This is a genomic window from Microbacterium sp. NPDC089320, assembly GCF_040684875.1.
Lineage (GTDB): Bacteria > Actinomycetota > Actinomycetes > Actinomycetales > Microbacteriaceae > Microbacterium.
This window is the reverse complement of sequence record NZ_JBFBGY010000001.1, coordinates 788,190-801,108: the sequence shown is the minus strand read 5'-3', so window position 1 is coordinate 801,108 and position 12,919 is coordinate 788,190. Positions and strand designations below refer to the sequence as shown.

General features: G+C 67.9%; 9 protein-coding genes. 6 read left to right on the top strand and 3 right to left on the bottom strand.

The features are described from left to right. Positions 1-95 precede the first annotated feature (95 nt). Positions 96-3,737 carry a GH116 family glycosyl-hydrolase gene (locus tag AB0N61_RS03955; protein ID WP_363361890.1) on the top strand — a complete coding sequence of 1,214 codons (3,642 nt, stop codon included), beginning with the start codon at positions 96-98 and terminating at the stop codon, positions 3,735-3,737. 55 nt (positions 3,738-3,792) lie between these two features. Here AB0N61_RS03955 and AB0N61_RS03950 read toward each other — a convergent pair whose 3' ends face one another. Beyond that, a complete protein-coding gene (locus AB0N61_RS03950; RefSeq protein ID WP_363361888.1) occupies positions 3,793-4,356 on the bottom strand; it encodes a PfkB family carbohydrate kinase in 564 nt (187 codons plus the stop codon). Between AB0N61_RS03950 and AB0N61_RS03945 the strand changes: the two genes are divergently transcribed. Further along, a complete protein-coding gene (locus AB0N61_RS03945) occupies positions 4,276-5,223 on the top strand; it encodes a Gfo/Idh/MocA family oxidoreductase (RefSeq protein ID WP_363361887.1) in 948 nt (315 codons plus the stop codon). The two genes, AB0N61_RS03950 and AB0N61_RS03945, sit on opposite strands and share 81 nt — an antisense overlap. Before the next feature lie 60 nt (positions 5,224-5,283). Here AB0N61_RS03945 and AB0N61_RS03940 read toward each other — a convergent pair whose 3' ends face one another. Both AB0N61_RS03940 and AB0N61_RS03935 read right to left on the bottom strand, forming a co-directional pair. Beyond that, positions 5,284-7,338, bottom strand: a complete 2,055-nt coding sequence (locus AB0N61_RS03940; RefSeq protein ID WP_363361885.1) for a bifunctional aldolase/short-chain dehydrogenase — start codon at positions 7,336-7,338, stop codon at positions 5,284-5,286. 93 nt (positions 7,339-7,431) lie between these two features. Continuing rightward, positions 7,432-8,196 (bottom strand): DeoR/GlpR family DNA-binding transcription regulator, encoded by a 765-nt coding sequence (locus tag AB0N61_RS03935; RefSeq protein WP_363361884.1) that lies wholly within the window; start codon positions 8,194-8,196, stop codon positions 7,432-7,434. Positions 8,197-8,264: 68 nt separating this feature from the next. Here AB0N61_RS03935 and AB0N61_RS03930 point away from each other — a divergent pair, with 68 nt between their 5' ends. The 4 genes from AB0N61_RS03930 to AB0N61_RS03915 all read left to right on the top strand — a co-directional run bounded on the left by AB0N61_RS03930 (position 8,265) and on the right by AB0N61_RS03915 (position 12,864). After that, a complete protein-coding gene (locus AB0N61_RS03930; protein ID WP_363361882.1) occupies positions 8,265-9,014 on the top strand; it encodes a DeoR/GlpR family DNA-binding transcription regulator in 750 nt (249 codons plus the stop codon). A gap of 253 nt (positions 9,015-9,267) precedes the next feature. Continuing rightward, entirely contained in the window at positions 9,268-10,794 is a 1,527-nt protein-coding gene (locus tag AB0N61_RS03925) for a sugar ABC transporter ATP-binding protein (protein ID WP_363361880.1), read from the top strand. Beyond that, a complete protein-coding gene (locus tag AB0N61_RS03920) occupies positions 10,791-11,801 on the top strand; it encodes an ABC transporter permease (protein ID WP_363361878.1) in 1,011 nt (336 codons plus the stop codon). Before AB0N61_RS03925 ends, AB0N61_RS03920 begins: the two co-directional genes overlap by 4 nt. Before the next feature lie 61 nt (positions 11,802-11,862). Beyond that, a complete protein-coding gene (locus AB0N61_RS03915; RefSeq protein WP_363361876.1) occupies positions 11,863-12,864 on the top strand; it encodes a sugar ABC transporter substrate-binding protein in 1,002 nt (333 codons plus the stop codon). Positions 12,865-12,919: the final 55 nt, after the last annotated feature.

The following is a 12,919-nucleotide window of genomic DNA, read 5'->3' as shown; positions in this document are numbered from 1 at the left end:
TTGGTGGGTTCTTGCGATATTTGTTGCATCTCGTGTAGAACGTTGCACATAGAACGTTCTCTAGACGTTCTCCCACCCGTGACAAAGGAGTCCACATGGGCGTCGAGCCCCACCCCGTGGCGGTCATGCGCGCGAAGCGCCGTATGTCTGTGATCGCCGCAACGTTGCTCTCGGCGTTGGTCGCGACGACGTTCACGCCGACGAGCGCGGCTCAGGCCGAGGAACCGGCCGGCTTCGAGATACCGTCCGCAGCCACCGTGCGGCCTCTCGGCGACATCGGTCCGGTCGCCTCCAGCGCGCTGTGCCAGATCTTCCCCCAGTACTGCGCCTTCTTTCCGTCGGCGACTGCCGGTATGGGCATCCCCCTCGGGGGCATCGGCGCCGGCAACTTCATGGTCAACCAGTCGGGGACCTTCGGGCCGTGGTGGTTCGGAGGGTCCCAGGGCGACAACCACGCCTACGAGGTGCGAGCGCTGCCCCAGGCTGCGTTCCACATCTACGAGAAGGTCGGCGCCGGCGCGCCGACGCTGACCACCCTCGCGAGCGACGGCCCCGAGAGCACGGACCCAGCGCAGAGCTGGGAGTCGCCGCTTGAGGGATGGAACACGCTCGACACCGGGGAGGCGGACTACTCGGCCCTGTACCCCTTCGGTTGGATGGACTACGACACGGACAAGCTCGCGAGCGACGTGCAGATGCGGTTCTACTCGCCCATCGTGGCGGGCGAGGACAAGCGCAGCTCACTGCCGGTGGCCTACTTCGACATCCAGATCACCAACCCCAGCATCACGGAGACCGCCGACGTCTCCACGATGTTCACGATGCCGAACGTCGCCGGTCATGAGGGCATCGAGCCCGCGACCGTGCGGGAGGGGCTGACCAGCGAGTACCACGAGGCGAAGGGCATCAAGGCGGTGACCCTCTCGTCCGATTCCGACGAGAACACAGCCGATGCCTACAAGTCCGAGTGGACGATCGCGGCGAAGCCGGCTCCCGGTCAGACCGTGTCGTACGTGACGTCGTGGGATGCGGACGGCGACGGGACCGACATATACTCCGCGTTCGCTGACGGCACGCTCGGCAACGACGCGCTCGACGACTCGGCGTCGGCGGGGGCCATCGCGGTCTCCGCACGCCTGGCCCCCGGCGAGACGACCACGATCCCCCTGGTCATGACGTGGGACTTCCCGCAGGTCGGTTTCCAGGACAACTCCACCGTGTGGATGCGTCGCTACACCGAGTTCTACGGGGCGAAGACCAACGCGCAGAACGAGTACGTCCACGGGTCGTACGCGTTCCACCAGTCGTTCGACATCGCGAAGGACGCGCTGAAGAACAAGGACAAGAACCTCAAAGACGTGCTCAAGTGGTGGAAGCCCATCGCGGATGACAACGACTACCCCGACTGGCTGAAGGAGGCCGCGCTCAATCAGCTGGCCAACCTGCCGTTCCATACCTCGGTGTGGGAGAACGGTCTTGTGTCCGACGACAACGACCTCCAGGCTCTCGCCGACCGCGGACTCGCGGAGCACATCCCCGCCGATCGTGCCGGCAACGAGGTGCCTGGCACCCACAACTACATGGGCGTCGACGCGAACTCGGGGGGAGCCTCCACGAACGGTCAGGGCGGCGAGATCGGCATCTACAGCCAGATCGTCTACACGGACCTCTTCCCCAACATCGAACGCGATCGGATGATCGCCAAGGCCGAGAGCATCATGGATGCGAACTCGCAGGGTGACCCGTGGGACTTCTCCGTGACCGAGCGCGAGGGTGACAACCCCTTCATCGCCTGGCACCAAGGATACGGCGCCGAACCGGGTCGGTCATCCTTCATCGACCGACCCTCGAACAATCTCTACCGCATGTACGACTACGCGCAGCGGCACGACAAGGACGGGAAGTTCCTCGACTTCGTCTATCCGGCGATGGTGCGGACGATCGGCTTCCTGCAGGATCTCGTGCCGGACGACTACGCGCTGCCGGAGGCGCCGGGCAAGAACACGTTCAACACGGCCCAGGCTGGGATGGCCAGCGCTTACAACGACGGAGCGGGGACCGCGAGGTTCGACTCCTACACGTCCTCGCTGTACATCCTCGCCCTCGAGGCGATGATCGAGGCGGGCAGGATGCAGCACGAGAGCGCCTCCGTGATCGCCGGGTGGGAGACCGCGCTCGACGCAGCGCGGGCTGACTTCGAGGAGCTGTTCTGGCTCGAGGAGAGCGGCTACTACCAGTACCGGGCGCTGGTGCTGAACGACAACGGGACACCGCAGGACCCGTCCGACGACACGCGTGGGGACTCCAACATCGCACACCGGGCGACGTTCCTCTCGCAGTGGTTGGCGGAGCGCGCGGGTCTGGACAACGTCGTCGACTACAGCCACTACGAGACGCACCTCCAGACCACGCCGTCGATCCTCCCGAAGATGGGCGTCCCCATGGCTGACTACGCGTACGCCGCGTACCAGATCAGCGCGGGCAAGACCCTCGGCAACGCTGCCCTGGTCGACCAGGGGCTCGCCGCCGGCGCCGACATCGCCGGGGACCTGTGGGGTGACCCGGCCAACGCGATCGAGTTCAACAGCCCGAACACGCTCGGTGGTGCGTTCGGCAACCTGTATCCCGGGTGGGAGGGCAACCTCGCGGTGTTCCAGATCATGGACGCGCTCGACACGTCGGTCAGCAAGGCCGGGCTCCGTGCCACGCTGGAGTCCACCGCGGGAATGCTCGATGCGGACTACACGCCGGCCACCTGGCGCAAGCTCGTGCGCGCCCAGGAGGACGCGACCGACGCGATGTGGTCGAACGCGAACACGCAGAAGAAGATCGATCGCATCGAGGAGAAGCTCGCGGCGGCTATCGCCGGGCTGAAGAGCACGGACACGACGGCGCCGACGATCACCGTGAAGCCGGAGTCGAAGGGCAAGGACGGGGTCTTCCGAGAGGTGAGCTTCACGCTGTCCGATGCCGGCAAGATCGACAGGATCACGCTGAACGGCGTGGAGAAGGACCTGTCGAACGCCACCTCGACCGACCTGGACGGCTTGGTGCCGGGGAACCTCGGCGCCACGTCGGGAAGCAACGAGCTGAAGGTGTACGACGTCGCCGGCAACGTCGCCACCCTTACCTTCGTGCTCGACGTGACCGCGCCGACGATCACCGTCAAGACCGGCGGCACAGAGACCGTCGGCAGCGCCGCCGCGGGCTACCAGGTGATCTCGTTCAAGCTGTTCGACGAGTACAAGGTCGACAGGGTGACTCTCAACGGCGTGGTGAAGGATCTCACCGACAGCCAATGGTCCGACCTGAACGCGGTCAAACCCGGAGTGTTCGGGGCGGTGCTCGGCGTCAACGAGATGGTCGTGCACGATGTCGCCGGGAGCACCCGCGCGCTGACGTTCACCCTCGTCGATCCCGCGTCGTCCGTTCCCGCGTGGGAGGCGGCGAAGGCCTACGACAAGCCCGCACAGGTGTCCTACAACGGCGCCGTATACGTCGCTCAGTGGTGGACGCAGAACGAGAGGCCCGGAGCCACCGCGACCGGGTCGTGGATGGAGCAGGGCGTTCTCGTCCCGGCTGCGGGCACCGGGGTCCGGGCGTGGACGATCTCGTGGGTGTACACAGGCGGGGAGACCGTGGCGATGAACGGGCACCTCTGGAAGGCGAAGTGGTGGACCCGAAATCAGACGCCGGGTGACCCGTCCGGCCCGTGGCAGGACCTCGGGGCGTACTGAACGGAGCGGCCGGGGAGCTCGCCGCATTCGGTGACCTCCCCGGCCGCACACGCGTTCAGATTTCGGCCCGAGTCGGTGGATTCGCTCCGGCACGAGAGACGGTGACCGCCGCCACCTCGACACCCAGCCGGAGCATGCGTCGCACCCGGTCCACGTCCAGTCGGCGCAACGCTTCGCGGCGGTCTGCGCCCCAGAGTCGCTGATCCCGCATCTCGCATATCACCGCGCCCATGAACGAATCGCCTGCACCGACGGTGTCGGCGACCGAGACGTTGACACCCGGGGTGCCGACCTCGAACGTGGCGCCCACCGCGTAGGCTCCACTCGCGCCCTCCGTGACGATAACGAGTCCGGCGCAGAGTCGTTGCCACTCGCGCGCGATGGAGCGCGGAGGCGAGCCCGGATAGAGCCAGTGCAGATCCTCGTCGCTCGTCTTCACGACGTCTGCCAGGCTCACCATCCGCTCGACGCCGGACACGGCTGATGCGTGATTGGGTAGCAAGGCGGGCCGGATATTGGGGTCGTAGGTGATCAACGCATGGGACCGAGCGTTGCTGATGATCGACGCGACGGCGTCTGCACCGGGCGGCAGCAGGGCGGCGATGGATCCCGTGTGCACGATCCCGACCGTGGGCCGGATCGGTCGCGGAGACAGCCCCCAGCTGACATCGAATCGGTAGCCGTCGCGACAGGCGATCCCCAGCGGATCTGGGCCGATCCCCGCATCGACGCCGTCTACATCGCGACCCCGAACGCGACGCACGAGGCATGGATCGACCTCGCGGTGCGGCACGGTCGGCACGTGCTCGTCGAGAAGCCCGCCGTGCTGTCGTCGGAGCGCTTCACCGAGCTCTGGCGTCACGCCGACGCAGACGGCCTGGTGTTGCTCGAGGCGATCCGCACCGTGCCCGACCCGGGGTTCGGCCTGGTGCGCCGGGCGCTCGACGGGCTGGGAACGCTGCGCCGCGCCTCGTTCGTGCTCTGCCGGCGTTCGTCGCGGTACGACCGGGTGCTTGCAGGGGAGCGCCCTGGCGTCTTCGACCCGGCAGGCGGGGGAGCGCTGCGCGACATCGGCGTGTACCCGCTCACCGCGATGGTCGAGCTGTTCGGCCGGCCGCGGTCGGTGCAGGCGCTGTCGAGCACGATCGCCACGGGTGCCGACGGCGCGGGGAGCCTGCTGCTGGACTACGGCACGCTGATCGGCGAGGTCGCGTACTCGAAGGTCGACGATTCCCCGCGAGGCAGCGAGATCCAGGGCGACGACGCGACCCTGCTCATCGATGCCGTCGACCAGCCGCGCCGCCTCACCGTGCGGCGCCATGGCGGCAGCGAGCGGACGACGGTCGTCGACCTCCCGCCGTTCGATCTGCGGCCCGTCGTCGGCCGGTTCGTCGACCTCGTGCGCGGGCGCGCCGACCCCCACGTCGACCGTGATCGCACGGCCGCGGTGCTCGCGATCATCGAGCACGCGCTCTGCGATCGTTGACCGCCGTGCGGATCGGCGCGTCCGAACTCCCCTCCCCGATCGAGGAGGGGAGTCCGCGCCTCAGCGGAGGAAGGCGGCGGCGACGCCGGAGTCGACCGGGATGTGCAGGCCGGTGGTGCGGGACAGCTCGGGGCCGGTGAGCACGTATACGGCATCCGCGACGTTCTCGGGGACGACCTCGCGCTTGAGGATCGTGCGGTTGGCGTAGAACTGGCCGAGGTCCTCTTCGGCGACGCCGTAGGTTGCGGCGCGGTTCGCGCCCCAGCCCGAGGCGAAGATGCCCGACCCGCGTACGACTCCGTCGGGGTTGATGCCGTTGACGCGGATGCCGAACTCGCCGAGCTCGACCGCGAGCAGCCGCACCTGGTGCGCTTGGTCGGCCTTCGTCGCCGAGTACGCGATGTTGTTCGGACCGGCGAAGACGGAGTTCTTCGACGAGATGTAGATGATGTCGCCGCCGAGCTTCTGGTCGATGAGCACGCGGGCGGCGGCCTTCGAGACGAGGAACGAGCCCTTGGCCATGACGTCGTGCTGCAGGTCCCAGTCCTTCTCGGTGGTCTCGAGCAGCGGCTTCGACAGCGAGAGTCCGGCGTTGTTGACGACGAGGTCGACTCCGCCGAACGCGAGCACGGCGTCGTTCAGCGCGGCCTGGATCGCGTCGGCATCCGCCACGTTCGCGGCGACGCCGATAGCGACGTCGGTGTTGCCGAGCTCCGCGGCGGCGGCCTGCGCCTTCTCGAGGTCGAGGTCGGCGATGACGACGCACGCACCCTCAGCAGCCAGACGGGTGGCGATGGCCTTGCCGATGCCGGACGCGGCGCCGGTCACGAACGCGATGCGTCCCTGGTGCGACTTCGGCTTCGGCATCCGCTGCAGCTTCGCCTCCTCGAGCGCCCAGTACTCGATGCGGAACTTCTCGGCGTCGGAGATGGGGGAATAGGTCGACAGCGCCTCGGCACCGCGCATGACGTTGATGGCGTTGACGTAGAACTCGCCGGCGACGCGAGCGGTCTGCTTGTTCGCGCCGTACGAGAACATGCCGACGCCCGGCACCAGGACGATGAGCGGGTCGGCGCCGCGGATCGCCGGCGACGCAGGCTGGGTCGCTGAGCCCGTCGACGCGTGCGCGTCGTAGTACGCCTGGTAATCGGCACGGTACTCGGTGTGCAGCTCGTGCAGGCGCGCGATCTGCTCCTCGACGGATGCCGTGGCCGGCAGGTCGAGGATCAGCGGCTTGACCTTGGTGCGCAGGAAGTGGTCGGGGCAGCTCGTGCCGAGTGCGGCGAGCTCGGGCGCGCGCTCGGAGGCGAGGAAGTCGAGCACGACGTCGGAGTCGGTGAAGTGTCCCACCTGCGGCTTGTCGGTCGACGCGATACCGCGGATCGTACCGGCCAGCGCGGCGGCGCGCTCGCGGCGCTCGGTCTCGGGCAGAGCCTCGAATCCGGCGCGCACGCCGCCGAAGGGCTGGGCCTTGCCGTGGGCCGCGATGTATTCGGCTGCGGTGTCGATGATCCAGAGGGAGTTCTGCTCGGACTCCTCCGAGGTGTCACCCCACGCGGTGATGCCGTGGCCTCCGAGGATGCAGCCGATCGCCGCGGGGTTCGCGGCCTTGATCGCCGCGATGTCGAGTCCGAGCTGGAAGCCGGGGCGGCGCCACGGCACCCACACGACCTTGTCGCCGAAGATCTTCGCGGTGAGCTCCTCGCCGTCGGCGGCGGTCGCGATCGCGATGCCCGAGTCGGGGTGCAGATGGTCGACGTGCGCGGCGTCGACGAGGCCGTGCATCGCGGTGTCGATCGACGGCGCAGCACCGCCCTTGCCGTGCAGGCAGTAATCGAACGCGGCGACCATCTCGTCCTCGCGCTCCAGGCCCGGGTACACGTCGACGAGTGCGCGCATGCGGTCGAGGCGCAGCACCGCGAGGCCCTGCTCCCTGAGCGTGCCCAGGTCACCGCCGGAGCCCTTGACCCACAGCAGCTCGACCGGCTGACCGGTCACCGGGTCGGTCTCGGTGCCCTTCGCCGACGTGTTGCCACCGGCGTAGTTCGTGTTCTTCGGATCGGCACCCAAGCGGTTCGACCGCTCGATGAGCGCGGCGGCAGTGGGGTTGGTCATCACATCTCCTGGCGGCGAGTGCAGAGCGACCGGGCGTCGCAATGTCATGTTATGTAAAAAATAACATGAAGTAACCGAGGCGGAAAGGGCGGATCAGAGGATGCGTAGACGGTCGGCGCGGTGCGGGTCGAGCCGCTCGTCGTCGGGATCGAGGTCGGTGACGAGGACGTCGATGTCGGCGGCGTCGAGGGCGCGTGCGACCGATCGACGGCCGAGCTTGGTCATGTCGACGCACAGCACCGTCATGGCGGCGTTGCGTGCGAGGTCGCGCTTGACGTCCGCCTCGTCGACGGACACCTCGGACGTCCCGTCGAGCGGGTCGAGGGCGTCGGCCGACGTGAAGAAGGCGTCGAAGTACAGCGACCGCAGCGTCAACCGGGCGATCGCCCCGGTCAGGCTGCCCGTCGTCGGCTCGGCGACGCCGCCGGACAGCACCGCCGTCACGCCGTCGAGGGGGCCGAGTGTCTGGAAGGTCTCGAAGGCGTTCGTGACGACCGTGAGTCCGTCGCGCGGCCCCACCGATCCCGCGAGCGTGCTGATCGTCGTCGAGGCGTCGAACGCGACGACGCCCGCACGCGGCACGAGCTGCACGGCCTTCTCGGCGATCGCGCGCTTGGCCGAGGCCCGCACCGCGCGCCGGGCATCGAACGGCCGCGCGCGGGGCGGGGCGGTCGCCCCGCCCCGGATGCGTCGCACCAGGCCTTCGGCCTCCAGCTCGAGGATGTCGCGGCGGATCGTCATGCCGGACACCCCGAACCGCGCAGCGGCGTCGTCGATCATCACGCCCTGCGGGCTCTCCGCCAGCGCGACCAGCTCGTCCCGACGTCGTTGCGCGTCGAGGTTTCCCGTCAGACCCATACCGCGAATCTATCGGGACGCCTGTGCGATCGGCGTGTGAGATCGTGTGAGGTTCGTATACTGGCCGTGTGAAGTCTCTGGCGGCGGAAGAGCGGTGGAACTGGCTGCTGTCGCGCCTCAGGGAGTCGAAGGCGATCTCGCTCACGGATGCCGCCCAGACCCTCGGGGTGAGCGAGATGACCGTGCGCCGCGACTTCACCGCCATGGAGGCGCAGGGCATCGCGCGTCGTGTGCGGGGCGGCGCCGTGTACAGCGGGCCCGTGAGCTTCCACGGGCGTGAGCGCTCGCACGCCGAGGAGAAGGCACTGATCGCGGCGAAGCTGCTCCCGTTCGTGCCGGCCACCGGGGTGATCGCGATGGACTCCTCGACGACCGTGAACCGCCTCGCGCAGGAGATCGTCGCCGCCGAGGACCTCACCGTCGTCACGAACGGCCTCTCGACCTTCCAGGTGCTGCAGGACAAGCCCGGCGTCACGGCCATCCTCACCGGGGGCGCCGCCGATCGACGCTCCGATTCGCTGGTCGGCCCCGTGGCCACGGCGTTCCTGGAGAACATGCGCTTCTCGCGCTTCTTCGCCTCGGCCGCGGCCATCGACCTCCGGGCCTGCTACGAGGACACCCTGGAGGAGGCGGAGCTCAAGCGCGCGTTCGTGCGCTCCTCCGCACAGGTCGTGATCGGCGTGCACGCCGAGAAGCTCGACGGCAGCGCGACCGCCGCGTCGATCGCGCTCGACAGGGTCGCGGTGCTCGCCACGGAGCTCGACCCAGACGAGGCGGACATCGCGCAATATAGACCGGTCGTCCCCGAGATCGTCTGACCCCGAGCGGCGTCCGCGCCCACCGCGGCTGATGAGCGCCGACCGGTGGTGCAACGCGTCGCAGTCCGGCCCTCGAGTCGCGCGCGTCGACGACCGGACTGCGCCGCGTCGACATGTCGTTACATTTCCTTTATCGAACAAGACTTGACAGAAGCTAACTTGATCTAACATCCTGTACTCGAACGAACCTGCACGAAGGAGTGTGTTCCATGGTCACGCGGAACCCGAATCCCCGCCATGAAGCGGTGACGCCGTGAGCGTCGACGCGGCGTCGACCGCCACCCGGTCCTCGGCGATCGATGTCACCCTCACCGACATCACCAAGTTCTATCCGGGCGTCCGCGCGCTCGGCGGCGTCACGCTCGATCTGCGTCCCGGCGAGGTCCACGCGATCGTTGGCGAGAACGGCGCGGGCAAATCGACCCTCATCAAGGTGCTCGCGGGGGCGATCCCGCCCAGCAGCGGCGGCATCGTCGTCGACGGCGAGGAGTACGACCGACTCACGCCCGCGCTCGCCCAGGATCTCGGCATCGCCGTGATCTATCAGGAGTTCACCCTCGTCCCGACCCTCAACGCGGCCGAGAACGTGTTCCTCGGGCACTACCTGCTGAGGGGTCCCGTGCTGGATCGCAAGCGCATGGAGGCGGACGCCGCGCGTCTGTTCGCCCGCCTCGGTGTGCGGATCGACCCTCGGGCGCTCGTCGGAGACCTCACCACGGGCTACCAGCAGATCGTCGAGATCGCCAAGGCGCTCTCGCTCGACGCCCGACTGCTCATCATGGACGAGCCCTCGGCCCCGCTCACCGCCGCCGAGGTGGAGGCCATGTACGCGGTCGTCGACGCCCTGCGTGCCGAGGGCATGACCATCGTGTACATCTCGCACCGGATGGACGAGATCTTCCGGCTGTCCGACCGGGTCTCGGTGCTGCGCGACGGCCAGCACATCGCGACGAAGCCGACCTCGGAGACCACCCGCGGCGAGCTGATCAGCCTCATGGTCGGACGCGAGCTCACCGAGGGGTACCCGACGCGGGACACCGCACCCGGAGAGGTCACCCTGCGCGTCGAGGGCGTCACGGGCAACGGCGTGCGCGACATCAGCTTCGAGGCCAGGGCCGGGGAGATCCTCGGCTTCGCCGGGCTGATCGGCGCGGGTCGGACCGAGCTCATGGAACTGCTCTTCGGAGCGAAGCGCATCGAGGCGGGCGAGGTCAGCCTGCACGGCCGATCGGTCGTCTCGCGCACACCCATCCAGGCCATCGGCAACCGGATCGCGCTCGTGCCGGAGGACCGCAAGCGCCACGGGCTGCTGCTGCCGTTCACGATCTCGCAGAACATCTCGCTGCCGCTGCTGAAGAAGAAGCTCTCGCGCGGGACCGTCGTCTCGCCGAAGGCCGAACGTGACCTCACCGCGGAGTACATGCGCGACCTGCGCATCAAGGCCCCGAGCGGCTCGGAGATCGTCGGCAACCTCAGCGGCGGCAACCAGCAGAAGGTCGTGCTGGCCAAGTGGCTGGCCACCGACCCGGAGGTGCTCATCTTCGACGAGCCCACCCGCGGCATCGACGTGGGTGCGAGGGTCGAGATCTACCTGATCATGAACCGCCTCGCCGCCGCAGGCAAGACGATCCTGATGATCTCCTCCGACATGGAGGAGCTGATCGGGATGTCGGATCGCATCGTGGTCCTGCGCGAGGGCGTCCAGGAGGGGATCCTCCACAAGAACGACATCACCCAGGAGGCCGTCATGGCCCTGGCCGCGCAAGGAGAACCCGAATGAAGACCACACTGATGGCACGGACCAAGGACCTCGGCATCCTCCTGGTGCTCGTCGTCCTCGTCATCGCGTTCAGCGTCATGACGCCGAACTTCCTCGACCCGAGCAACATCTTCAACATCGGACGCCAGGTCGCGACGCTCGGCATCGTCGCCGTGGGCTTCTCGTTCGTGCTGATCACCGGCGGCATCGACCTCTCGGTCGGCTATCAGATCTCGCTCAACGTGGTCGTGACCGGCATGCTGATGGCGCAGGTGGGCCTGCCCTGGTACATCGCGTGCCTCGCGTCACTCGTGCTCGGCACCCTCATCGGTGTGCTCAACGGCCTCATCATCACGCTCACCGGCGTCGCACCGCTCATCGTCACCCTGTCGATGATGATGATGCTCAATGGCCTGAGCTACCTGATCTCGAAGGGCCTGCCGATCTTCGGCTTCCCCGCCGAGTTCTCCCTGCTGGGCCAGGGCGCGCTGTTCGGCATCGTCCCCATCTCGCTGTTCTTCCTCATCGCGGTCTGGGGCATCGGGCTCTTCATCCTGAACAAGACATACATCGGCCGCTACTTCTACGCGATCGGCAACAACATCGAGGCCGCGCGCCTCTCGGGTGTTAACACGCGTCGCACGCTGATCTTCGTCTACGCCCTCTGCGGCTTCTTCACCGCGATCGGGGCGATCCTGCTGCTGTCACGGCTGAACTCCGCGCAGTCCGCCACCGGCGCCGGCTTCGAGTTCAGCGTGCTGACGGCCTGCGTGCTCGGCGGCATCAGCGTCATGGGCGGCCGCGGCAAGCTCTTCGGCGCGTTCGTCGGTGTGCTGATCGTCGGCGTCCTCGACAACGGCCTCGTGCTGATGAACGTCAGCGAGTACGTGCAACTGCTCATCAAGGGGGCGATCCTCCTCGCGGCCGTGATCTACGACGCCATGTCGAAGAACACACCTGGACGACGCGCGCAGATCGGCGGCGTCCCGCTGACAGTGCCGGCGTCGCCCGCATCCCCCCAGTCCTGACATCACTCCGACGGTCGTTCCAAAGACGGACGATCGAACCCGACACAGTAAGGAAGACACCATGAAGAAGATCGGCACGTTCGCCCTCGCCGCCGCCGCGGCCGCAGCGCTGCTCCTGTCCGGCTGCTCCGCCGTCACCACCGGCGGCCCGGCCGGCGGCGGCGCGGAGGAGTCCTCCGGCGGCGACCAGTCCGTCGGCATCACCTTCTCCGACCTGAGCAATCCCGTGTGGGCCGAGCTCGTGCAGGAGGCCGAGGAGTACGGCGCGGAAGAGGGGCTCAGCGTCACCTACGTCGACGCCCGCAACGACGCCGCCGCGCAGGTCACCCAGATCGAGAACTTCATCCAGCAGGGCGTCTCGACCATCATCATCTGCGCGGTCGACGCGAACGCGCTGGTAGACGTGACCAAGAAGGCGCAGGACGCCGGCATCAAGGTCGTCGGCTACACGCAGGTCCTCGAGAACTACGACGCCCAGTACCTCGTCGACGCCTACAACACCGGCTACGCGAACGGCGAGGCCGCGGCCGCCTGGATCAACGAGAACTTCGACGCCGACGAGACGGTGCAGTGGGCGCTGATGGACCTCCCGCGCTTCCCGGAGATCATCGACCGCGCGAACGGCATCAAGGAGGCCATCGCCGAGCTCGCGCCCAACGCGGAGCTCGTGGCGACCGCCCCCGCGCTGACCGCCGAGGACGGCGTCGCCAACGCCGAGAACTTCCTGCAGGCCAACCCCGACCTCAAGGTCATCGCCACGATCGGCGGCGGCGGCGCGGTCGGCGGCAACGAGGGCGTGAAGTCCTCCGGCATCACCGACTTCGAGTCCTTCGGCCTCTTCGGCATCGACGCGACCGAGAACGAGATCCAGAACATCATCAACGGCGACCCGCAGAAGACGTCCATCAGCCTCGGGGGCGGCAAGGCCCACGGCCGCGCGCTGATCGACATCACGATCGACCTGCTCGCCGGCGGCGACGTCGAGAAGGACCAGTACATGCCCATCGAGGTCATCGACGGCTCCAACGCCCAGGAGTACTACGACGAGATCTACGGCGGATGACCCCTGGGGCCGCCCGCTCGCGCGGGCGGCCCTCCCGCCCTCTCTCCCATGCAAG

Bases quoted from the DNA above. Each gene is read 5' to 3' on its own strand.
- AB0N61_RS03945 (WP_363361887.1), top strand. From the start codon at position 4,276: ATGGGACCGAGCGTTGCTGATGATCGACGCGACGGCGTCTGCACCGGG.
- AB0N61_RS03935 (WP_363361884.1), bottom strand. From the start codon at position 8,196: ATGGGTCTGACGGGAAACCTCGACGCGCAACGACGTCGGGACGAGCTG.
- AB0N61_RS03940 (WP_363361885.1), bottom strand. From the start codon at position 7,338: ATGACCAACCCCACTGCCGCCGCGCTCATCGAGCGGTCGAACCGCTTG.
- AB0N61_RS03920 (WP_363361878.1), top strand. From the start codon at position 10,791: ATGAAGACCACACTGATGGCACGGACCAAGGACCTCGGCATCCTCCTG.
- AB0N61_RS03915 (WP_363361876.1), top strand. From the start codon at position 11,863: ATGAAGAAGATCGGCACGTTCGCCCTCGCCGCCGCCGCGGCCGCAGCG.
- AB0N61_RS03955 (WP_363361890.1), top strand. From the start codon at position 96: ATGGGCGTCGAGCCCCACCCCGTGGCGGTCATGCGCGCGAAGCGCCGT.